This is a genomic window from Mycobacterium sp. E2479, from assembly GCF_001667925.1.
Classification (GTDB): domain Bacteria; phylum Actinomycetota; class Actinomycetes; order Mycobacteriales; family Mycobacteriaceae; genus Mycobacterium.
This window is the reverse complement of record NZ_LZJR01000050.1, coordinates 1-22,090: the sequence shown is the minus strand read 5'-3', so window position 1 is coordinate 22,090 and position 22,090 is coordinate 1. Positions and strand designations below refer to the sequence as shown.

Annotated in this window: 17 protein-coding genes and 2 pseudogenes; 15 read left to right on the top strand and 4 right to left on the bottom strand. The window is 68.3% G+C overall.

Annotation, left to right across the window (positions count from 1 at the left end; genetic code table 11):
- Positions 1 to 18 precede the first annotated feature (18 nt).
- Positions 19 to 1,209: a permease gene (locus A5686_RS05620; protein WP_197520485.1), complete on the bottom strand. Its 1,191-nt coding sequence runs from the start codon at positions 1,207 to 1,209 to the stop codon at positions 19 to 21.
- A gap of 462 nt (positions 1,210 to 1,671) precedes the next feature.
- Between A5686_RS05620 and sepIVA the strand changes: the two genes are divergently transcribed.
- From sepIVA to mutM, 4 genes are all read left to right on the top strand, one after another.
- Positions 1,672 to 2,409 (top strand): cell division protein SepIVA, encoded by a 738-nt coding sequence (gene sepIVA / locus A5686_RS05615; RefSeq protein WP_067932020.1) that lies wholly within the window; start codon positions 1,672 to 1,674, stop codon positions 2,407 to 2,409.
- Positions 2,410 to 2,479: 70 nt separating this feature from the next.
- Positions 2,480 to 3,079, top strand: coding sequence for a DUF177 domain-containing protein (locus tag A5686_RS05610; protein ID WP_197520484.1), 600 nt, complete (start codon positions 2,480 to 2,482; stop codon positions 3,077 to 3,079).
- A complete protein-coding gene (gene rnc, locus A5686_RS05605; protein ID WP_067931961.1) occupies positions 3,076 to 3,789 on the top strand; it encodes a ribonuclease III in 714 nt (237 codons plus the stop codon). Before A5686_RS05610 ends, rnc begins: the two co-directional genes overlap by 4 nt.
- Positions 3,790 to 4,659 (top strand): DNA-formamidopyrimidine glycosylase, encoded by an 870-nt coding sequence (mutM, locus tag A5686_RS05600; protein ID WP_067931960.1) that lies wholly within the window; start codon positions 3,790 to 3,792, stop codon positions 4,657 to 4,659.
- A gap of 20 nt (positions 4,660 to 4,679) precedes the next feature.
- On the opposite strand, the gene A5686_RS05595 is transcribed toward mutM, so the two are convergent.
- On the bottom strand, positions 4,680 to 5,456 hold the full coding sequence (locus A5686_RS05595) for a PIG-L deacetylase family protein (RefSeq protein ID WP_067931959.1): 777 nt from the start codon (positions 5,454 to 5,456) through the stop codon (positions 4,680 to 4,682).
- A 52-nt stretch (positions 5,457 to 5,508) separates the two neighbouring features.
- Here A5686_RS05595 and A5686_RS05590 point away from each other — a divergent pair, with 52 nt between their 5' ends.
- From A5686_RS05590 to A5686_RS05555, 7 genes are all read left to right on the top strand, one after another.
- Positions 5,509 to 5,922 (top strand): OsmC family protein, encoded by a 414-nt coding sequence (locus A5686_RS05590; protein ID WP_067931958.1) that lies wholly within the window; start codon positions 5,509 to 5,511, stop codon positions 5,920 to 5,922.
- Positions 5,909 to 6,202: an acylphosphatase gene (locus A5686_RS05585; protein WP_067931957.1), complete on the top strand. Its 294-nt coding sequence runs from the start codon at positions 5,909 to 5,911 to the stop codon at positions 6,200 to 6,202. Before A5686_RS05590 ends, A5686_RS05585 begins: the two co-directional genes overlap by 14 nt.
- 229 nt (positions 6,203 to 6,431) lie before the next feature.
- Positions 6,432 to 10,022 (top strand): chromosome segregation protein SMC, encoded by a 3,591-nt coding sequence (gene smc, locus A5686_RS05580; protein ID WP_067931956.1) that lies wholly within the window; start codon positions 6,432 to 6,434, stop codon positions 10,020 to 10,022.
- 285 nt (positions 10,023 to 10,307) lie between these two features.
- Entirely contained in the window at positions 10,308 to 11,618 is a 1,311-nt protein-coding gene (gene ftsY, locus A5686_RS05570; RefSeq protein ID WP_067931953.1) for a signal recognition particle-docking protein FtsY, read from the top strand.
- A 191-nt stretch (positions 11,619 to 11,809) separates the two neighbouring features.
- Positions 11,810 to 13,198: an ammonium transporter gene (locus A5686_RS05565; protein ID WP_067931951.1), complete on the top strand. Its 1,389-nt coding sequence runs from the start codon at positions 11,810 to 11,812 to the stop codon at positions 13,196 to 13,198.
- Positions 13,195 to 13,533 (top strand): nitrogen regulatory protein P-II, encoded by a 339-nt coding sequence (gene glnB, locus A5686_RS05560; RefSeq protein ID WP_003878721.1) that lies wholly within the window; start codon positions 13,195 to 13,197, stop codon positions 13,531 to 13,533. The genes A5686_RS05565 and glnB overlap by 4 nt, the downstream gene beginning before the upstream one ends.
- 45 nt (positions 13,534 to 13,578) lie before the next feature.
- Positions 13,579 to 16,050, top strand: a complete 2,472-nt coding sequence (locus A5686_RS05555; protein ID WP_082947499.1) for a [protein-PII] uridylyltransferase — start codon at positions 13,579 to 13,581, stop codon at positions 16,048 to 16,050.
- 34 nt (positions 16,051 to 16,084) lie between these two features.
- Here the strand turns inward: A5686_RS05555 and A5686_RS05550 are convergent, their stop codons facing one another.
- Together A5686_RS05550 and A5686_RS05545 are read right to left on the bottom strand one after the other, a co-directional pair.
- Entirely contained in the window at positions 16,085 to 17,833 is a 1,749-nt protein-coding gene (locus A5686_RS05550; protein ID WP_231986297.1) for a DEAD/DEAH box helicase, read from the bottom strand.
- Between the two features lie 107 nt (positions 17,834 to 17,940).
- Complete coding sequence (locus A5686_RS05545; RefSeq protein ID WP_067931947.1) at positions 17,941 to 18,735, bottom strand: alpha/beta hydrolase; 795 nt, start codon at positions 18,733 to 18,735, stop codon at positions 17,941 to 17,943.
- 133 nt (positions 18,736 to 18,868) lie between these two features.
- On the opposite strand from A5686_RS05545, the gene ffh reads away from it, so the two are divergent.
- From ffh to A5686_RS05530, 4 genes and pseudogenes are all read left to right on the top strand, one after another.
- Positions 18,869 to 20,446, top strand: coding sequence for a signal recognition particle protein (gene ffh, locus A5686_RS05540; protein ID WP_067931945.1), 1,578 nt, complete (start codon positions 18,869 to 18,871; stop codon positions 20,444 to 20,446).
- Positions 20,443 to 20,538 (top strand): annotated as a pseudogene (locus A5686_RS27825) (2-isopropylmalate synthase); the annotation flags it as partial. The gene ffh and the pseudogene A5686_RS27825, both read left to right, overlap by 4 nt.
- A 34-nt stretch (positions 20,539 to 20,572) precedes the next feature.
- Complete coding sequence (locus A5686_RS05535; RefSeq protein ID WP_156749955.1) at positions 20,573 to 21,649, top strand: amidohydrolase family protein; 1,077 nt, start codon at positions 20,573 to 20,575, stop codon at positions 21,647 to 21,649.
- A gap of 150 nt (positions 21,650 to 21,799) precedes the next feature.
- Positions 21,800 to 22,090, top strand: a pseudogene (locus A5686_RS05530) (hypothetical protein); the annotation flags it as partial.

Sequence of the window (22,090 nt, the reverse complement as noted above, 5' to 3'; positions counted from 1 at the left end):
CCGCAACCCCGCGGCCGGTCAGTGCCGATGCCCGGACTGGCCGGCCTCGGGGGAACCGCCCATCATGCGCACCATGGGCAGACCATCGGAGGCGATGAACCGGACGACCAGGATGACCGCGAGCACCAGGAACGCGATGTTGAGCCAGGTCGTGTAGTTCCATGAGATCGACGCTTCGAGCACCATCGCGTTGCGCTGTGTCGGAATGAGATGAGTTGTGCCGAAGATCAATTCGACCAAATACCCGGCGGCGACCATCGCGACATAGAAGGTGCCCAACAACGTCAGCATCATCCGGGTGCCGTAGTACTTGCGGTAGATATTCAGGATCGGAAGGATCAACAGGTCGGCATAGATGAACGCGATTACGCCGCCAAAGCTGATGCCCCCGTTCCACAACACCGCCGCCAGCGGGACGTTGCCGATCGAGCACACGAAGGACACGATCGCCACGATGGGCCCCACGATCGGTCCCCATATCGGCGAGAGGCCCGGGTGATCGACCAAAAAGAAGTTCTGCCAGAGTCTTTCGGGAACCCAGGCCGCGACGGCACCCGCGATCAGCAGGCCCAGGACGAGGTCGCGCAAGATCGCGAGCCACTCCATGACGAACACGTGCGAAACCGAGGTGAGGCCGGCCGGGGAGAACAGCCGTCGCCAAAACGAGCCGTCCCCTTGGACGGACATGTCCATGGCGGCATGGCCTTCCATCGAGCCGGCGATTCCCCGCTCGGCCTGCTCACGGGCGGCGTCGATGAGTCGCGATCGCACGAACAGCCGGAACAAAACGGCCAGCACCATGATCATCATGGGGCCGCCGACGAATTCGGCGGCGGTGAATTGCCAGCCCATCAGCAGCGCCAGGAGGATGCCCAGCTCCACCACCAGGTTGGTGGAGCCGATTTCAAACGTCATCGCCGCGGTGAAGTTGGCGCCCTTGCGAAACAGCGACCGCGCCAGCGCCACCGCGGCATACGAGCAGGAAGACGATGCCGCGCCCAGCCCGGCGGCGACCGCGAGGGTGCGCGGCCTATCGTCACCCATGAGCGCCACGATCGTCGAGCGCCGCACGACGGCCTGCACCACCGCCGAGAGGGCGAAGCCCAAGATCAGCGCCCACAGGATTTCCCACGTCATCGACCCCGCGACCGTCAAAGCATGCCCGACCGCTGATAGCACCGTCACTTGTGTCCTCCTGCGGTAACCCACTCGCTCGAAGCGGGTGCGTGTTAATTGGCAAGCATACCCCACGGGGGTATAAACCACCGCGAATGCAGCGCGCACCGAAGGGACTGTGCCGACCCGGCCGGCGTCCGACTGACGGTCCGATGGTGCGTTCGGCCGCCCGCGACCTAGAATCGCTGGCAAATAGCCGGTCCCCGGCGCGTCGACGCAAACGCCGGGCCTGCGCCCTTCCTGCATCGACGGGGATCCGGCAACGAATATGGATGAACCACCTCGCGCGGCCGTGGCGGCCGCGGAACTGCGTGAACGGGCGCTTCCTGATGACACTGACTGTCAACCGCCCAGCTCAAAACGCCTCACCGGCGCGTTTGAGGGGGCCCGAACGGGCAAATACCCGACACACCGGTGTCGCCACCGCTGTCACAGAGACAACACCAGGCACACTGGTAACAACAAGAGCTTTGCAGACGCCAGGAGGGTGTGGCCGTGTATCGAGTCTTTGAGGCGCTGGACGAACTCAGCGCCATTGTGGAAGAAGCCCGTGGCGTTCCGATGACGGCCGGCTGCGTGGTGCCCCGCGGCGACGTGCTGGAGCTGATCGACGACATCAAGGACGCAATCCCGGGCGAACTGGACGACGCCCAGGATGTCCTCGACGCGCGCGACTCCATGCTGCAGGACGCCAAGGCGCACTCCGAGTCCATGGTGTCCTCGGCGACCACCGAGTCGGAGTCGATGCTCAACCACGCCCGCTCAGAGGCCGACCGGCTGCTGTCCGACGCCAAGGCGCAAGCCGACCGCATGGTGAGCGAAGCGCGCCAGCACAGCGAGCGGATGGTCGGCGAGGCCCGCGAAGAAGCGATGCGCATCGCCACGGCGGCCAAGCGCGAGTACGAGGCCAGCGTCGGCCGCGCGCAGGCCGAAGCCGACCGGTTGCTGGAAAACGGCAACATCTCCTACGAGAAGGCCGTGCAAGAGGGCATCAAGGAGCAGCAGCGACTGGTCTCGCAGAACAGCGTGGTGGAGGCGGCTAACGCCGAGGCCACCCGGCTCATCGACTCGGCGCACGCCGAGGCCGACCGGCTGCGCGGCGAGTGCGACATCTACGTCGACAACAAGCTTGCCGAGTTCGAGGAATTCCTCAACGGCACCCTGCGGTCGGTGGGGCGCGGTCGTCACCAACTGCGGACGGCGGCCGGAACCCACGACTACGCCGTGCGGTAGTCGCTGCGCGGGCCGTTTGCCGGGCACGCGCGCCCTGGAATTATGCGGTCAGCGCCGTAGGATTTCCGATATGGCGCGGCAGCACAGCACAGGATCGGGCCGCGGCGCGGGGTCACGGCTGGCCGCGCCGATGGCGTTCGACATCACGCGGCTCGGGCGTCGCCCCGGGGCGATGGTGACGTGGCAGAAAACCGTGCCCAGTCCGTCGCGCATCGGACTGGACATGATCGCCATAGAGGCGGAAGCCCCGCTCGAGCTGGACTTACAGATTCAATCGGTGTCCGAGGGCGTGCTGGTGACCGGGACGGTCACCGCGCCCACGGTCGGCGAATGCTCCCGTTGTCTGACCAAGCTCGACGGACGGGTCCAAGTGCGGCTCACCGAGCTGTTCGCCTACCCCGACAGCACCACCGAGGCCACCACCGAGGAAGACGAGGTGGGTCACATCCTCGACAACACCATCGACCTTCAGCAGTCGATCGTCGACGCCGTGGGGCTGGAACTCCCGTTCTCCCCCGTATGCACCCCGGACTGCCCGGGCCTGTGTCCTGAGTGCGGTGTTTCGCTGGCCGCCGAGCCGGGCCATCAGCACGATCGCATCGATCCACGGTGGGCCAAGCTGGCCGGCATGTTCAGCGCGGAGTCGGACGAGTCGCGGGGTAAACGGTGAGTTCACGGCAACAGCTGCTCGATGCCCTCGGGGTTGAGCTGTCCGACGAACTGCTATCCCTGGCGTTGACGCATCGCAGCTATGCCTACGAACACGGGGGCCTGCCGACCAACGAACGGCTGGAATTCCTGGGCGACGCCGTGTTGGGCCTCTCCATCACCGATGAGTTGTATCACCGTCATCCCGACCGCACCGAGGGTGACCTGGCCAAACTGCGCGCCAGCGTGGTCAACACCCAGGCGCTGGCCGACGTCGCGCGCAAGCTGTGCGAGGGCGGCCTCGGCGTCCATCTGCTGCTGGGGCGCGGCGAAGCCAACACCGGCGGTGCCGACAAATCGAGCATCCTTGCCGACGGCATGGAGTCGCTGTTGGGCGCGATCTACCTCCATCACGGGATTGACGTTGCGCGCGAGGTGATCCTGCGGTTGTTCGGCCCGCTACTGGATGCCGCGCCGACGCTGGGGGCCGGGCTGGACTGGAAGACCAGCCTGCAGGAACTGACCGCGGCCCGCGGCATGGGCGCGCCGTCCTACGTCGTCACCTCGACCGGGCCGGATCACGATAAGGAATTCACCGCGGTGGTCGTAGTGGCGGAAACCGAATACGGCACGGGTGTCGGCCGCTCCAAGAAGGAAGCCGAGCAGAAGGCCGCTGCGGCCACCTGGAAGACGCTCGACGTGCTGGACCCCGCGGGAAAAACGTCCGTCTAGATGCCCGAACTGCCCGAAGTCGAGGTGGTGCGCCGCGGCTTGCACGCCCATGTCGTCGGCAAGACGATCACCGCCGCCCGGGTGCATCACCCGCGCGCGGTGCGTCGGCACGAAGCCGGGCCCGCGGACCTCACCGCCCGGTTGCTGAATGCGCGGATCACCGGCACCGATCGGCGCGGCAAGTACCTGTGGCTGCTGCTCGACACGGAACCCCCTGGGCAGGAATCGGATACGGCGTTGGTAATCCATCTCGGCATGAGCGGGCAGATGCTGCTGGGTGAGGTGCCGCGCGCGGACCACGTCCGGATCTCCGCGCTGCTCGACGACGGCACCGTGCTGAGTTTCGCCGACCAGCGCACCTTCGGCGGGTGGATGCTCGCCGACCTGGTGAAGGTGGACGGCAGCGTGGTACCGGAGCCGGTCGCGCATCTGGCGCGTGACCCGCTGGACCCCCGATTCGATGCCGGGGCGGTGGTAAAAGTGTTGCAGCGCAAGCATTCCGAAATCAAGCGGCAGCTTCTGGATCAGCAGGTTGTGTCCGGCATCGGCAACATCTACGCCGACGAGGCGCTGTGGCGGGCCAAGGTGAACGGGGCGCGGATCGCCGACACGCTGAGCCGCAAGCAGTTGACCGCCGTGCTGGACGCGGCCGCCGAGGTGATGCGCGATGCGTTGGCCAAAGGCGGGACCTCGTTCGATTCGCTCTACGTCAACGTGAACGGCGAATCGGGTTACTTCGACCGGTCGCTCGACGCGTACGGGCGTGAAGGTGAAGCCTGCCACCGCTGTGGAGCGGTGATGCGCCGGGAGAAGTTCATGAACCGCTCCTCGTTCTACTGCCCGAAATGTCAACCGCGGCCACGGGCTTGAGCTTTTCGAGTGCGGCTGGCTCAATCGAAGATGTCGCGGCGCAGCGTCCCGGTGGGCAACGCCGGGTCCACGAACCATTCGTGGCGAAAAAGCACACCGAACACCTGCGGCGGCAACCGGAGTAGTAGCCCGAACAGCCGCGCGCCCAGACCGGACGCGCCGATCTGAGAGCGGTGCGCGGCCAGAGCATCTCGCTTCTGGCGCGCAAAGCGAAAGACGTTGACCCGATGGGTGATTGTCGCGCGCGGAGCGTATGCGTCCCGGACGACGTCGCGCTCGTATGGGCCGGGAAGCCGCAGTAGGTGCGCGATATCGCTGACGCGGCACAGCATTTCGCGCGGTATGGTCACCTCGAGCACCCGCGGGGTGGCGGCGAGTTCGGCGGCACGCTTGCCGACGTGGTGTACCTGGACGTGGTCACGATGGCCGTAGCCACCGTTCGGTTGGTAGTTGAGCAGCAGGTCGGCGTGTTCGTCGCGCAGGATGCTCGCCAGCCGCGTAGCCGCCTCGTCGGAATCCGCACGCCCGAATCGGATGCGCCCTGCGGGATCCGGGTAGAACAGCGGACCGTAGCCACTGTCGGCATACCCGAGGCACTCCACGCGGTGTACACCGAGAATCCCTGCGCTCGTGTGCAATTCATCGATTCGGTGGTTTCCGTCTTCATTGTGGACGCGCCCGTCTGTTGCCGTGACCACGACCACCCGGTGCCCGGCCGCGGCTGCCCGTGCCAGGGTGCCGCCGGTGAGCAGGACCTCGTCGTCGGGATGGGCGTGGAATGCGACCACGGTTGCCATGTAAAGCAGTATGCCCGTGCGTCAATGTCCGGGCGCCCGGTAGAAATAAGCCATGGTCGAACTATGGGTGGAACGCACCGGAACTCGCCGCTACGCGGGGTACAGCTCACGCGGAGCGCAGGTGCTGATCGGTTCCGAGGACGTCGACGGGGTGTTCACGCCCGGCGAGCTGCTCAAGATCGCGCTCGCGGCTTGCAGCGGGATGTCCAGCGACCTACCGCTGGCCCGCCGGCTGGGCGACGACTACAAGGCGGTCATCAAGGTCTCCGGAGCTGCCGACCGCGAGCAGGAACGCTATCCGCTGCTGGAAGAGACCCTGGACCTGGACCTGTCGGGACTGGCCGACGACGAGAAGGAGCGCCTGCTGGTGGTGGTCAATCGGGCCATCGACCAGGTCTGCACCGTCGGGCGCACGCTCAAGTCGGGTACCGCCGTCGACTTCGAGGTTAACGATGTCGGAGCCTGACACCCGTCTGACCGCCTGGGTACACGGTCAGGTTCAGGGCGTCGGTTTCCGTTGGTGGACGCGCTGCCGGGCACTGGAGCTGGGCCTTACCGGTTATGCGGCCAATCAGGCCGACGGCCGCGTCCTGGTGGTCGCCCAAGGGGCGCGGCCGGCCGCCGAAAAGCTGCTACACCAGCTCGAAGGTGGCACGGCGTGGCCGTCGCGACCCGGGCATGTCGACAAGGTCGTGGCCGATTGGTCGCCGCCGCAGGAGCGGTTCGAGGGTTTCGAAGAGCGCTGAGGCACGTCGCGGGCTGCGGGGCACAGCAGTCAAGTTCCGGCTCAGGCTTTGATGGTCGTTTTCGGAACGCGCTAGCGGGTCTCGAAATGCCTTGATTGCCAGGTTTCCGTGGCTGGTGTGACCCATGTGACCAGTGCGCCGACCACGCAAAGCACCGCTATTGTTTCGGGCGAGCCGACACCCCTCGGTGCAGCTGTCCTCGGCGGTTTGAGCGGTAGTCTGGCTCGCCGTGTACCTCAAGAGTCTGACGCTGAAGGGCTTCAAGTCCTTCGCCTCGCCGACGACTCTGCGTTTCGAACCGGGCATCACCGCCGTCGTCGGGCCCAACGGGTCCGGCAAATCCAACGTCGTCGACGCGCTGGCCTGGGTCATGGGGGAGCAGGGGGCAAAGACGCTGCGCGGCGGGAAGATGGAAGACGTCATCTTCGCCGGGACCTCGTCGCGGGCTCCGCTGGGCCGCGCCGAGGTCACCGTCACCATCGACAACTCCGACAACGCGCTGCCCATCGAATACTCCGAGGTGTCCATCACACGGCGGATGTTCCGCGACGGCGCCAGTGAATACGAAATCAACGGCACCAGTTGCCGTTTGATGGATGTTCAAGAACTACTGAGCGACTCCGGGATCGGCCGGGAAATGCACGTCATCGTCGGGCAGGGCAAGCTCGACGAGATCCTGCAATCGCGACCCGAGGACCGTCGCGCGTTCATCGAAGAAGCCGCCGGGGTGCTCAAGCACCGCAAGCGCAAGGAAAAAGCCCTCCGCAAACTTGACGCGATGTCGGCGAACCTGGCCCGGCTCACCGACCTGACCACCGAGTTGCGCCGCCAGCTCAAACCGCTCGGCCGCCAGGCCGAGGTGGCCCGTCGCGCCCAGACGATCCAGGCCGACCTGCGCGACGCCCGGCTGCGGCTGGCCGCCGACGACCTGGTCAACCGCCAGGGCGAGCGCGAGGCCATCTTCGAGGCCGAGGCAGCCATACGCCGGGACCACGACCAGGCCTCCTCGCGGCTGGCCGAGGCGTCCGCGGAGCTGACCACGCATGAAACGGCGGTTAGCGAACTCTCCGGCCGGGCCGACTCGGTTCAGCACACCTGGTTCGCGCTGTCCGCGTTGGCCGAACGGGTCGCCGCGACCGTGCGGATCGCCAGCGAGCGGGCCCAGCATCTCGATCTGGAGCCGGTTGCCACCAGCGACACCGACCCCGACGCGCTGGAAGCCGAGGCCGAACAGGTCGAGGTCGCCGAGCGGCAGCTGCTCGCCGAACTGGCCGGCGCGCGCACCCGCCTCGACGCTGCGCGCGCCGAACTGGCCGAGCGGGAGCGTGAGGCCGCCGACGCCGATCGGGCGCACATGGCGGCGGTGCGCGCGGAGGCGGATCGTCGAGAAGGTTTGGCGCGCTTGGCAGGTCAGGTGGAGACGATGCGCGCGCGGGTGGAATCGATCGATGACAGCGTGGCGCGCCTGTCCGAACGCATTGAACAGGCCGCCGCCCGCGCGCAGCAGGCCAAGGTGGAATTCGAGACCGTCCAGGGCCGCGTCGGTGAACTCGACCAGGGCGAGGTGGGCCTCGACGAACACCACGAGCGCACCGTCGCCGCGTTGCGGCTCGCCGACGAACGGGTGGCCGAGCTGCAGTCGGCCGAGCGAGACGCCGAACGCCAGGTGGCCTCGTTGCGAGCCCGCATCGACGCCCTCGCGATCGGGCTCGAGCGTAAGGACGGCGCGGCGTGGCTCAGCGAAAACCACGGCGACACAGGGCTTTTAGGGCCCATTGCCAAATTGGTCAAGGTTCGGCCCGGCTACGAGGCGGCGTTGGCTGCGGTGCTGGGATCGGCGGCCGACGCATTGGCTGCCGAGAGCCTCGGCGCGGCGCGTTCGGCCGTCGCCGCGCTCAAGGAGGCGGATGGCGGTCGGGCTGCGCTGGTGCTCGGGGACTGGCCCGCCGAACCGCCGGCGCCGCAGGCCGCCCCGGCAGCCGCACTGTGGGCACTCGACCTGATCGAGGCGCCCGCCCGGCTGCGCGGCGCGATCACCGCCATGCTCTCCGGCGTCGCGGTCGTCGACGGCCTGGACCAGGCCCTGGCCCTGGTGGCGGCGCACTCGCACCTGCGCGCGGTGACGCTCGATGGTGACCTGGTGGGCGCCGGCTGGGTGAGCGGCGGGTCGGACCGCAAGCCGTCCACGCTCGAGGTGACCTCGGAAATCGACAAGGCCGGTGCCCAGCTCACCGCCGCGGAGGCCCGGGTGGCCGAGCTGAGCGCGGCGCTGTCCGGCGCGCTGACCGAGCAGATGGCGCGTCAGGACTCGGCCGAGCAGGCACTGGCCGCGCTGAACGAGTCCGACAGCGAGATCTCGGGGATGTACGAGCAGCTGGGCCGGCTCGGTCAGGACGCCAGGACGTCCGAAGACGAGTGGAGCAGGCTGCTGCGGCAACGCGAGGAGCTCGAAGCGGGCCGGACCCAGACCGTCGCCGAAGTCACCGAGCTGGAGACCCGGCTGCGCAACGCGCGGGAGACCCAGCACGCACCGGCGGAAGAACCCGTGGACCGTCAGCAGATCGCCGCGGCCACCGAGGCCGCTCGCAGCGTCGAAATCGAGGCGCGGCTGGCCGTGCGGACCGCCGAAGAGCGTGCGAATGCGGTCCGCGGGCGGGCGGATTCGTTGCGCCGTTCGGCCGCGGCCGAACGCGAAGCCCGGCTGCGGGCGCAGCAGGCGCGGGAGGCACGACTGCGCGCCGCCGCGGTGGCGGCGGCGGTAGCCGACTCAGGCCGGCATTTGGCGCAGCGGCTGAACGAAGTCGTCAACGCCGCCTCGAAGATCCGCGACGCCCTGGCCGCCGAACGCCAGCAGCGTGCGACCGCGATGGCAGCCGTGCGCGACGAGGTTAACGCGTTGAGCGCCCGGGTGGCCGCCCTGACCGACTCGCTGCATCGCGACGAAGTGGCCAACGCCCAGGCGGCGATGCGAATCGAGCAGCTCGAGCAGATGGTGCTCGAGCAGTTCGGCATGGCGCCCGCCGACCTGATCGCCGAGTATGGCCCGGAGAACCAACTGCCGCCCTCCGAGCTGGAGATGGCCGAATACGAGCAGGCCAAGGAGCGCGGCGAACAGGTTTTCGCGCCCGCCCCGATTCCCTACGACCGGCCCACCCAGGAGCGCCGGGCCAAGCGGGCCGAGCGTGAGCTGGCCGAACTGGGCAGGGTCAACCCGCTGGCGCTGGAGGAGTTCGCCGCGCTCGAAGAGCGCTACAACTTCCTGTCCACCCAACTCGAGGACGTCAAGGCCGCCCGCAAGGACCTGCTCGGTGTGGTCGACGAAGTCGACGCCCGCATCCTGCAGGTGTTCAGCGAGGCCTACACCGACGTCGAACGCGAGTTCTCCGACGTCTTCACCGTGCTGTTCCCCGGCGGTGAGGGCCGGCTGCGGCTGACCAATCCCGACGACATGCTCACCACCGGCATCGAGGTCGAGGCCCGCCCGCCGGGCAAGAAGATCACCCGCCTCTCGCTGCTGTCCGGTGGCGAGAAGGCGCTGACGGCGGTCGCGATGCTGGTGGCGATCTTCCGGGCTCGCCCGTCGCCGTTCTACATCATGGACGAGGTGGAGGCCGCCCTCGACGACACCAACCTGCGGCGGCTGATCTCGCTGTTCGAGCTGCTGCGTGCGCGCTCTCAGCTCATCATCATCACGCACCAGAAGCCGACGATGGAGGTCGCGGACGCTTTGTACGGCGTCACCATGCAGGGCGACGGCATCACCGCCGTTATCTCCCAGCGGATGCGTGGCCAGCAGGTGGAGCAGCTGGTCACCACTTGATCAGCGGGTCGGCGCCATTGACCCGCGGCGATCGCGAGCGCGGCGGTGCCGGGTGAAGCGGGTCGGCGCCATCGACCGAGGCGATCGCGAGCGCGGCGGTGCCGGGTGAAGCGGGTCGGCGCCATCGACCCGCGGCGATCGCGAGCGCGGCGGTGCCGGGTGAAGCGGGTCGGCGCCATTGGCCCGCGGCGATCGCGAGCGCGGCGGTGCCGGGTGAAGCGGGTCGGCGCCATCGACCGAGGCCCGGTGACCACCCGGCACCGTAGAGCTTGAAACAATGTCAGCGTGTCCCAAGGTCTTTGGATCGCGATCGCGGTCATCGCTGCCCTGGTCGTCATCACCGCGCTGGTCCTGGGGCTGCTGCGGTATCGGCGGCGCCGCATCAGCTTCTCAACCCGGCCCGAACCCGGGGCGATAGACCGTTCCGGTGGCTACACCGCGTCCTCGGGCATCACTTTCAGCCAGACCCAGACGGCCGACCGGCTCGACACCACCGGGCTGCCCGCAGTAGGTGACGACGCGGCCATTCCCCGCGACGCGCCGCGGCGCACCATTTCCGAGGTCGAGCTTCCCGAACCGGTGCCCGAGGCACCGGCGCCGGAGGCCCCAGTCGCGGCGCCGGCAACCTCAGCCCCGGCCGCTGCCGAAACGATCGCACCCGAGCTCGAGGAGATCGCGCCGACCGAGGGCCGACTGGAGCGGCTGCGCGGCAGGCTGGCCAGGTCGCAGAACGCGCTCGGGCGCAGCGTGCTGGGCCTGATCGGCGGCGGCGACCTGGACGAGGACGCTTGGCAGAATGTCGAGGACACACTGCTGGTCGCCGACCTGGGCCCGGTGGTCGCCGAATCGGTGATCTCCCAGTTGCGCAGCCGGCTGGCCAGCAGCGATGTGCGCACCGAGGCCGACGCCAAGGCCGTGCTGCGCGACGTGCTGATCAAGGAGTTGCAGCCCGACATGGACCGGTCGATCCGGGCCCTGCCGCATGACGACCACCCCTCGGTGCTGCTGATCGTTGGCGTGAACGGCACCGGAAAAACCACCACCGTCGGCAAACTGGCCCGGGTCCTGGTCGCCGACGGGCGCCGCGTCGTCCTGGGCGCCGCCGACACGTTTCGTGCCGCGGCGGCCGATCAGCTGCAGACGTGGGCGTCGCGGGTGGGCGCGGAGGTGGTGCGCGGAGCCGAAGGGGCCGACCCGGCGTCGGTGGCGTTCGACTCCGTCGACAAAGGCATCGCCGCGGGCGCCGACGTCGTGCTCATCGACACCGCCGGGCGGCTGCACACCAAGGTCGGGCTGATGGACGAGCTCGACAAAGTAAAGCGTGTTGTAACACGGCGCGCGGCGGTCGACGAGGTCTTGCTGGTGCTCGACGCCACCATCGGACAGAACGGGCTGGCCCAGGCCCGGGTGTTCGCCGAGGTGGTCGAGATCACGGGTGCGGTGCTGACCAAGCTGGACGGAACGGCCAAGGGCGGCATCGTTTTTCGGGTCCAGCAGGAACTCGGCGTGCCGGTCAAACTGGTCGGGCTCGGGGAAGGACCCGACGACCTCGCGCCGTTCGAACCGGCCGCTTTCGTCGACGCACTGCTCGGCTGAAACCTCTTACACGGTGAGCGGGACGTTAATCCCGCTGAAACATGGCGGCCCCATCGCCGAAACAACCATCTCGCAATGTTCTGGAACAGGTCATCAGATGCGCGTCTGACGGCCAATTGTGGGCCGACCGGAGGAGATTGCGAGTGACATACCCAATACTGGGCCAGCCCAATACCGGCGATACCGCCTGGATGTTGGCCAGTTCCGCGCTGGTGCTGTTGATGACGCCGGGTCTGGCGTTTTTCTACGGAGGTATGGTGCGCGCCCGAAGCGTGCTGAACATGCTCATGATGAGCATCAGCGCTATGGGCGTGGTCACCGTGTTGTGGGTGCTCTACGGCTATTCGCTGGCCTTCGGCGACGACGCTGGCAACGGCGTCGTGGGAAAGCCGACCTCGTTCTGGGGCCTGAAGGGCCTCATCGGCGTCAACGCGGTAGCCGCTGATCCGAGCAAAGGCGTTGCGGCAACCGATATCCCGTTGGCGGGCACCCTGCCGGCCACGGTGTTCGTGGCGTTCCAGCTGATGTTTGCGATCATCACCGTCGCCCTGATCTCGGGCGCGGTGTCCGACCGGCTGAAGTTCGGCGCCTGGCTGGTGTTCGCCGGCCTGTGGGCGACGTTCGTCTATTTCCCGGTCGCCCACTGGGTTTTCGCGTTCGACGGCTTCGCTTCCGAGAAGGGCGGCTGGATCGCAAACAAGCTGCACGCGATCGACTTCGCCGGGGGGACCGCGGTCCACATCAATTCCGGTGTGGCGGGCCTGATGTTGGCGATCGTGCTGGGTAAGCGGCGCGGTTGGCCTACCACGTTGTTCCGGCCGCACAACCTGCCGTTCGTAATGCTCGGCGCCGGGTTGCTGTGGTTCGGTTGGTACGGGTTCAACGCGGGATCGGCCACCACCTCCAACGGTGTCGCCGGGTCGACATTCATGACCACCACTGTCGCGACGGCCACCGCGATGCTGGGCTGGATGCTCACCGAGCGCATCCGCGACGGCAAGGCGACCACGCTGGGCGCGGCGTCCGGCATCGTCGCGGGCCTGGTCGCCATCACGCCGTCCTGCTCGTCGGTCAACGTGCTTGGCGCGTTGGTGGTGGGCCTGGTGGCCGGCGTGGTGTGCGCGCTGGCGGTCGGCCTGAAATTCAAGCTGGGCTTCGACGACTCGCTCGACGTGGTCGGGGTGCACCTGGTCGGCGGCTTGGCCGGCACCCTGCTGGTGGGGCTGCTCGCCGCACCGGAGACCCCGGCCATCAACGGCGTAGCGGGGGTGTCCAAGGGATTGTTCTACGGCGGCGGCTGGGCACAGCTCGAGCGGCAGGCAGTCGGCGCGTTCAGTGTCCTGATCTACTCTGGGGTGGTTACGCTGATCCTGGCGCTGATCCTGAAGTACACCATCGGGCTTCGTCTCAACCCAGAGGCGGAAGCCTCGGGTATCGACGAGGCCGAGCATGCCGAGAGTGGTTACGATTTCGCCGTGGCGACCGGTTCGGTTCTGCCGCCCCGGGTCGCTGTGGCGGATACCCGCAACGGTCTGGAGGAGGAGCGAGTGGGCGACAAAGTGGAGGCAGAGCAGTCATGAAGCTGATCACCGCGATCGTAAAGCCGTTCACGCTCGATGACGTGAAGACCAGTCTGGAGGACGCGGGTGTCCTGGGGATGACGGTCAGCGAAATCCAGGGCTACGGACGGCAGAAGGGTCACACCGAGGTCTACCGAGGCGCCGAATACTCGGTCGACTTCGTGCCCAAGGTGCGCATCGAAGTCGTGGTCGACGACTCCATCGTCGACAAGGTCGTGGACAGCATCGTCCGGGCGGCGCGCACCGGCAAGATCGGTGACGGCAAGGTGTGGGTGAGCCCCGTGGAAACCATTGTGCGGGTGCGCACCGGTGAGCGCGGAACTGATGCGCTATGACATCCGCTGTCAATTGCTGATTCGACCCGGGCGGGCCGGGAGGGGATGACCCCGAACGACCCCGACTCGTCCGGGCATCTAGCGGGGGCAGAAAGCGCCTGCGGGGCAGTCGATCTGGCTGCCTCGCGGCGCCAACTGCTGTCTGAGGGCAGCAAGCTGCACGCCGCCGAACTTCGGCACGCCTGGCTGGATCTGCACGAATCATGGTTGATGGCCAAGGCGGCCGAGATCGGGATCGCCGACGACGGTGGTTTTGCGGTCGTCGGGATCGGCGGATTGGGCCGACACGAGCTGTTGCCGTATTCCGATCTCGATCTGATGCTGTTGCACGACAACAAGTCTGACGACGTGATCGGCGAAGTGGCCGACAAGTTGTGGTATCCGCTGTGGGACGCCAACGTTCGGCTCGACCACAGCGTGCGGACCGTCTCCGGAGCCCTCGGTGTGGCCAATGCCGACATGATCGCGGCGCTGGGCATGCTCGACGCCCGCCATATCGCCGGCGATGCGCGACTGTCCGACGAATTGATCGCCGGCGCACGACAGCAGTGGCGCAGCGCAATCCGCTCCCGGATGAACGAGCTCGTCGAAATTACGCAGGCCCGCTGGGAACGTTGTGGCCGCATCGCGCAGCGGGCGGAGCCGGATTTGAAGTCGGGTCGCGGCGGACTTCGCGATGTGCAACTGCTAGACGCGCTGGGCGTGGCCCAGCTGATCGACCGCCACGGCATGGCCCGTCCCGAGTCACCCGGGGGTTCCCTCGACGATGCTCACCTGACGCTGCTCGACGTGCGCACCGAGCTGCACCGTGTGTCGGGACGCGGACGCGATCAGCTGCAGGCTCAATACGCCGACGAGATCAGTGCCGCCCTGCACATCGGAGATCGATTTGACTTGGCGCGCAAGCTTTCCGGTGCCGGGCGCACCATCGCCTACCATGCCGAGACCGGCATTCGGACCGCCGAGAACGCGCTGCCGCGGCGCGGGGTGACGGCCCTGGTGCGGCGGCCCAAGCGCCGCCCGCTGGACGAGGGTGTCGTCGAATATGCCGGAGAGATCGTGCTCGCTCGCGACGCACGCCCTGATACCGACGTCGGCTTGGTGTTGCGGGTGGCCGCCGCGTCGGCCGATACGGGGTTGCCGATCGGCGCCGCCACGCTGAGCCGGCTGGCTGCCAGCGCGCCGGAGATGCCGGTGCCGTGGCCGCGAGAGTCGTTGGACGACTTGCTCGTTGTGCTGTCCGCTGGGCCGACGACAGTGGCGACGATCGAGGCGCTCGACCGCACCGGGCTGTGGGGCCGACTGCTACCCGAATGGGACGCCATCCGCGACCTGCCGCCCCGCGACGTCGCGCACAAATGGACGGTGGACCGCCACGTGATCGAGACGACCGTCAACGCCGCGCCGCTGTCCACCCGGGTGGCGCGGCCCGACCTGCTCGCGCTCGGCGCTCTGCTGCACGACATCGGCAAAGGCCGCGGCGTCGACCACAGCGTGCTCGGTGCGGGCCTGGCGCTCGAGATCGGGCCGAGGCTGGGCATGCCGCCGGCCGAGGCCGAGTTGCTCGCCCAACTGGTCCGCCACCATCTGCTGTTGCCGATGGTGGCCACCCGCAGCGACCTCAACGATCCCAATACCATTGAGCGCGTGGTGAAATCGCTGAGCGGGGACGCGCTACTGCTGGAAGTCCTGCACGCGCTGACCGAGGCGGACTCGAAGGCCACCGGCCCCGGAGTGTGGAGCGAGTGGAAGGCGTCGTTGATCGACGACCTGGTCCGCAGATGCCGGCTGGTGATGGCCGGCGAGCCCCTGCCCGAGGCCGAACCCGCTGCGCCGCAATATCTCTCGCTCGCCACCGATCGCGGCGTGCATGTGGACATCAAGCCCGGCGGTGGCGAACGCGTGGATGTGGTGATGGCCGCACCGGATCAGCGGGGGCTGGTGTCCAAAGCCGCCGCGGTGCTGGCGCTGAACTCGCTGCGCATCCATTCGGCCTCGGCCAGCACTCACGAGGGATTCGCGATCGTCGAGTTCGTGGTGTCGCCGTTATTCGGTTCACCGCCGGAGGCCGGCCTGCTGCGCCAGCAGTTCAACGGCGCGCTCGCCGGCGACGTCGACGTGCTGGGCACCTTGGAGAAGCGCGACGGCGACGCCGTCAGCGTCCCAACCAGCCGCGCCGGCGAGGTACAGGTCGGGGTGCCCGTCACGCGGTCGAGCGCACCGCCGCGCATCCTGTGGGTCGACTCGGCCTCACCCGACCAGTTGATCGTCGAAGTCCGCGCCACGGACCGCCTGGGGCTGCTCGCGCTGCTGACCCGCGCGCTGGAGCGCGCGGGCACCGACATCGTCTGGGCGAAGGTCAACACCTTCGGGTCGACGGCGGCGGATGTCTTCTGTGTGACGGTGCCGGCCGACGCCGACGCCGGGCACCGGGCGCGCGACGGGGTCGAGCAGAGCCTGCTGGCCGTGTTGGGCGGGCCGGCGGTCGAGGTGCTCGAGGAACCGGTCGGCGACTAGGGCTCAGCGCGCCGACCCGGCGCGCCGCGCTGGCTCAAGAATGCTCGGCATTGAGCCGGCGCACGGCGTCGATGCGCGCGCGCAGCTGCTCGCGGCTCGCCGCGGCGATCGGGGGGCCGCCGCAGCGGCGGCGCAGTTCGCTGTGGATCCAGCCGTGCGGCTTTCCGGTGCGGTGATGGGCGATCGAGACGAGGGTGTTCAGCTCGCGGCGCAACTCCCGGAGCTGGCCCTGCACGGTCGCCGGAGGTGTGCCGACGCCCGACAACAAGCCGCCTGCCTTTTGCAACTGGGCCCGCTTCTGCAGCTGTTCGTCCTGGCGCTGGTGCAGCAGGGTGCGCATCTGATCGGCATCGAGCAGCCCCGGGATCTCGAGGTAGTCCGCTTCCTCGTCGCTGCCGGCCGGAGCGGCGGTGCCAAACGATGATCCGTCGAAGATGAGCTGATCGAGTTCCGCGTCGGCACCCAACGAGGTGAACCCCTTGTCGAGGTCGCTCTTCTCGTCCTGCGCCTTGGTGGCGGGATCGCTCTCGAGCGGGTCACCCTCTAAGACGCGGTGCGGCTCGCCGAGCACGTGGTTGCGCTGGGCCTCCAGCTCACTGGCCAGCTGCAGCAGGTTGGGCACCGACGGCACGAAGATGCTTGCGATTTCCCCCGGACGACGCGACCGCACGAACCGGCCGACGGCCTGCGCGAAGAACAGCGGCGTCGAGGCGCTGGTGGCGTAGATCCCGACCGACAGCCGCGGCACGTCGACGCCTTCGGAGACCATGCGCACCGCGACCAGCCAGCGGCTGGTGCTCGCGGCGAATTCGCTGATCCGCGCCGACGATCCGGGATCGTCGGAGAGCACCAGCGTCGGCGTCTCGCCGGTCAGCTTCGTCAGGAGGGCGGCATAGGCGCGCGCCGCCGTCTGATCCGAAGCGATGATCATTGCGCCGGCATCGGGTATGTGCGTGCGCAGTTGGCGCAGCCGCAGATCCGCGGCCCTGATCACCGCGGGCATCCATTCGCCGGCCGGATCCAGCGCCGTGCGCCACGCGCGCGCCGTCTGCTCGGCCGACAGCGGCTCGCCGAGGCGCGCCGAGTGCTCCTCCCCGGCGCTGTCGCGCCACCGCGCCTCCCCGGAATAGGCGAGGAACACCACGGGACGGACCACGCCGTCGGCGAGCGCGTCGGTGTAGCCGTAGGTGTGGTCGGCTCGCGAACGCCGTATCCCGTCGGGACCGGCCTCGTAGGTCACGAACGGGATGGGGCTGTCGTCGCTACGAAAGGGCGTTCCCGTCAGGGCGAGTCGGCGGGTGGCGTCCGCGAAGGCTTCGCGGATGGCATCGCCCCACGTTTTGGCGTCACCGCCGTGGTGTATCTCGTCGAAGATGACCAGCGTTTTGCGTTGCTCGGTGCGCACCCGGTGCAACGTCGGGTGCGCTGCGATCTGCGCGTAGGTGACCATCACCCCGTGATACTCCGGCGCGATCCGCGGGTTGCCATTGGAGAACCTCGGGTCCAGGGCCAGGCCGTAACGCTGCGCGGCCTGCGCCCACTGCACCTTCAGGTGTTCGGTGGGCACGACGACGGTGACGTGCTCGACGGCCCGTTGGCCCAGCAGTTCGACCGCCACCCGCAAGGCGAAGGTCGTTTTCCCCGAGCCCGGCGTGGCCACCGCCAGGAAATCGCGCGGCTGACCGGCGAGGTAGCGCACCAGCGCCCTGCGCTGCCAGCCGCGCAGCACGCCGGTGTCGCTGGGATCGCTGTCGGCCCGCGCCTGGATGTCGCTGAGCGGCATCGACACAGGCCCCCCGTTCGTTGCTCGTCGACGCGGCTGACTCGATTGAGTCGCGGCTGTGAAATCTAGCACGCCAACGCTTTTCGGCGCACCAACGACTCGACTGGCTATCGTTTCGGGCTCACCGTTTCGCGGGTCTGGAGCCATTCGTGGATGCGCCCGGCAACGTCGGCCCAGCCCGGTTCGAGCATCATGTTGTGGCCCATGGAGAAGAATTCCGGCTCGGTGCGGTAGGCGCGCGCGGTGTTGCACACCTCACGGACACTGACGAAGCCGTCGTACTCGGCGCCCAGGACCAAGATCGGTGTGGTCACCCGCTTGGTTCTGACGCGGCGGACGATCGGGTCGGTCATGGCCGCGCGAACGCTCTCGGCCCCGGCGCGTTGCCGACAGGATTCGACGACGGCCTCGGGAGTGTCGGCGCAGAACAGGTACTCGCGGGCCAGCGCCGGGGTGGCGAGAAACTTCAGCAGCGTGGGATCGCTCCACGATTCCATCGTCATCGACGGTCGCCGCCGCCAGACCCGCAACGCCAGGGTGAGCACGCCCTGCGGCGGCACGGAGCCCACCAGCACCGCCGCCGGAGCGCTTCGATCCTCGAGGTAGCGCTGGATCACGAAACCGCCCAGGGAATGGCCGATCAGCACCGGCCCACCGCCCAGGTCGTCCGCCACGGAACGGACGTCGTCGATGTAGTCGGCGATGGACACCTTCGGCAGCGGTTTGGACGTGGGGCTCGCGCCGTGTCCGCGCAGGCTCATCGCGACCGCGCGGTAGCCGGCATCGGCGAAGAAGTCCAGAAAGTGTTCCCAGCACCATGCGCCGTGCCAGCCGCCGTGCACGAAGAGCAGAGGCACCGGATGCGCTTCGGTGCACGACCCCCTGTCGATCACCTCGAGCATGAGCCTGACCTTCCGCCGTCGACTTGCCGAAACATAAGCCACGAGGACGTCCTCCGGCGTGTCTTCTGCGTCATTTATGCGTCGCCGAACCTGCGCCGGGCGAGCAGCCTGAGCCCACCACTAGGCTGGCGGGGTGTTTGAATCGCTGTCCGACCGGTTGACCGGTGCCCTCGCAGGGCTACGCGGCAAGGGTCGTTTGACCGACGCTGATATCGAGGCCACCACCCGCGAAATCCGGTTGGCCCTGCTGGAAGCCGACGTGTCGCTACCGGTGGTGCGCGCTTTCGTCACCCGGATCAAGGACCGCGCCAAGGGCGCCGAGGTGTCCAGCGCTCTCAACCCGGCCCAACAGGTCGTCAAGATCGTCAACGAGGAACTGATCGGCATCCTGGGCGGCGAAACCCGCCAGCTGGCGTTCGCGAAGACGCCGCCGACCGTGGTGATGCTCGCCGGACTGCAGGGTTCCGGTAAGACGTCGCTGGCCGGGAAGCTGGCCGCCTGGCTGCGCGGACAGGGACACACCCCGCTGCTGGTGGCGTGCGACCTGCAACGCCCCGCCGCGGTGAACCAGCTGCAGGTCGTCGGGCAGCGCGCCGGGGTACCGGTCTTCGCGCCGCATCCCGGCACCCCCCCTTCCGGCCCGGATGCCGGTTCCGTCGGGGACCCGGTCGCCGTCGCGGCGGCCGGCCTCGCCGAGGCGCAGGCCAAGCATTTCGACGTCGTCATCGTCGACACCGCGGGCCGGCTGGGTATCGACGACGAGTTGATGGCGCAGGCCGCGGCCATCCGCGAGGCGATAAATCCCGACGAAGTCCTGTTCGTGCTCGACGCGATGATCGGTCAGGACGCCGTCACCACCGCGGAGGCGTTTCGCGAGGGCGTCGGCTTCACCGGGGCGGTGCTGACCAAGCTCGACGGTGACGCCCGCGGTGGCGCGGCGCTCTCGGTCCGCGAGGTGACCGGTGTCCCAATCCTTTTCGCGTCCACCGGCGAGAAGCTGGAGGACTTCGACGTCTTCCACCCGGACCGGATGTCCAGCCGCATCCTGGGCATGGGCGACGTGCTGAGCCTAATCGAGCAGGCCGAACAGGTCTTCGACGCCGAACAGGCCGAGGCCGCCGCCGTGAAGATCGGCACCGGCGAGCTCACGCTCGAGGACTTCCTGGAACAGATGCTGGCCATCCGCAAGATGGGCCCGATCGGCAACCTGCTGGGCATGTTGCCGGGCGCCGGGCAGATGAAGGACGCGCTGGCCCAGGTCGACGACCGCCAGCTCGACCGCCTGCAGGCCATCATTCGCGGCATGACGCCTGCAGAGCGTGCCGATCCGAAGATCATCAACGCGTCGCGGCGGCTGCGCATCGCCAACGGGTCGGGCGTCACCGTGTCCGAGGTCAACCAGCTGGTGGACCGCTTCTTCGAGGCCCGCAAGATGATGTCGTCGATGCTCGGTGGCATGGGCATCCCGGGCATCGGTCGCAAGTCCGCGACGCGAAAGTCCAAGGGGGCGAAGGGCAAGGCCGGCAAAAAGGGCAAGAAGGGCGGACGCGGGCCGACACCGCCGAAGGCGCGCAACCCCCTGGGAGCCGGGGTGCCGGGCATGCCGGTCGGGTTCCCCGACCTGTCGCAGATGCCCGAAGGGCTCAACGAGCTGCCGCCGGGGCTGGCCGACTTCGATCTGTCCAAGCTGAAGTTCCCGGGCAAGTCGTGACGATCGCGAGCGCAGCGGAGCCGGGCGAAGCGGGTCGTCACCATTGGGGCGCGATCGCGAGCGCGGCGGAGCCGGGCGAAGCGGGTCGTCACCATTGGGCCGGAAGCAGGTAGCCGCCCGGTGCGCATGCACGTGCGGGGCGTGGGGCTGCCCGACGAAACCAAGATCGAACTGTGGATAGTCGACGGCCGCATCAGCGCCGAACCCGTCGCGGGCGCCGAGACGGTCTTCGACGGCGGCTGGATCGTGCCCGGGCTGGTCGATGCCCACTGCCACGTCGGCCTGGGTGATCACGGCGAGATCCCGCTGGACGACGCAATCGCCCAGGCCGAGATCGAACGCGATGTCGGCGCGCTGCTGTTGCGGGACTGCGGGTCCCCGACCGACACCCGCAGCCTCGACGACCGCGACGATCTGCCCCGAATCATTCGGGCCGGAAAGCATCTGGCCAGACCCAAGCGGTATGCCGCGGGCTTCTCGCGTGAGCTCGAAGACGAATGGCAACTGCCGCAGGCGGTGGCCGAGGAGGCCAAGCGGGGCGACGGCTGGATCAAGCTGGTCGGCGACTGGATCGACCGCAGCGTCGGCGATCTGGCCCCACTGTGGTCCGACGACGTGCTCAAGGCCGCGATCGAAACCGCGCATGTCCACGGCGCCCGGGTCACCGCGCACGTCTTCAGTGAGGACGCGTTGCCCGGGCTGATCAGCGCCGGCATCGACTGCATCGAGCACGGGACCGGCGTGGACGACGACACCATTGAGCTGATGGTCGAGCATGGGACCGTCCTGGTCCCGACGCTGGTCAACATCGTGGAGAACTTTCCCGGGATCGCCGACGCCGCCTCGAAGTATCCCGCGTATGCCGCGCACATGCGTGATCTGCATGCGCGTGGGCTGTCCCGGATCGCGGCGGCCCGCGAGGCGGGCGTGCCGATCTACGCCGGCAGCGATGCCGGCACCATGGTCGCGCCCGGGCGCATCGCCGACGAGGTCGAAGCGCTCAAGAGCATCGGGATGAGCCCGACCGAAGCGCTGGGCGCGGCGTGCTGGGACGCGCGCCGCTGGCTCGGCCGGCCAGGGCTGGATCACGGCGCCTCGGCGGACTTGCTGTGCTACTCGACCGACCCGCGTTCGGGCGCCGCCATATTGAACAGTCCCGACCTGATCATGCTGCGCGGCAACATCTTCCGGTCACCGGCCTAGCCGCGCACTTGCGGGACGTCGCAGTGCTGCCCCGCCGCGCCGAGGTCAGCGCGATTGCGGCCGCGGCGCGGCGCAATGCCGCACACTAACCACCAACGCCGAATATTTCTCAACGTTCCGCGCCAAAAAGATTGCGAGTGCTTGCTATCTATGTTAGCGTTCCGCCATCAACGACATGGAGGAAACCATGGCCTACGACGTGATCATCCGCGACGGATTGTGGTTCGACGGGACGGGCTGCCCGCCCCTGACGCGCACGCTCGGCATTCGCGACGGCGTCGTGGCCACCGTGTCCACCCAGTCGCTGGATGAGACCGGGTGCCCCGAGGTGATCGACGCGGCCGGCAAGTGGGTGGTGCCCGGCTTCCTCGACGTACACACCCACTACGACGCCGAGGTGCTGCTGGATCCCGGGCTACGCGAGTCGGTGCGCCACGGCGT

Excerpts from the sequence above, each read along its gene's own strand:
- A5686_RS05535 (WP_156749955.1), top strand. The coding sequence starts at position 20,573 with ATGCACGTGCGGGGCGTGGGGCTGCCCGACGAAACCAAGATCGAACTG.
- A5686_RS05610 (WP_197520484.1), top strand. The coding sequence starts at position 2,480 with ATGGCGCGGCAGCACAGCACAGGATCGGGCCGCGGCGCGGGGTCACGG.
- mutM (WP_067931960.1), top strand. The coding sequence starts at position 3,790 with ATGCCCGAACTGCCCGAAGTCGAGGTGGTGCGCCGCGGCTTGCACGCC.
- glnB (WP_003878721.1), top strand. The coding sequence starts at position 13,195 with ATGAAGCTGATCACCGCGATCGTAAAGCCGTTCACGCTCGATGACGTG.
- A5686_RS05545 (WP_067931947.1), bottom strand. The coding sequence starts at position 18,735 with ATGCTCGAGGTGATCGACAGGGGGTCGTGCACCGAAGCGCATCCGGTG.
- A5686_RS05590 (WP_067931958.1), top strand. The coding sequence starts at position 5,509 with ATGGTCGAACTATGGGTGGAACGCACCGGAACTCGCCGCTACGCGGGG.
- A5686_RS05585 (WP_067931957.1), top strand. The coding sequence starts at position 5,909 with ATGTCGGAGCCTGACACCCGTCTGACCGCCTGGGTACACGGTCAGGTT.
- A5686_RS05565 (WP_067931951.1), top strand. The coding sequence starts at position 11,810 with ATGTTGGCCAGTTCCGCGCTGGTGCTGTTGATGACGCCGGGTCTGGCG.
- A5686_RS05555 (WP_082947499.1), top strand. The coding sequence starts at position 13,579 with ATGACCCCGAACGACCCCGACTCGTCCGGGCATCTAGCGGGGGCAGAA.
- A5686_RS05550 (WP_231986297.1), bottom strand. The coding sequence starts at position 17,833 with ATGCCGCTCAGCGACATCCAGGCGCGGGCCGACAGCGATCCCAGCGAC.
- A5686_RS05595 (WP_067931959.1), bottom strand. The coding sequence starts at position 5,456 with ATGGCAACCGTGGTCGCATTCCACGCCCATCCCGACGACGAGGTCCTG.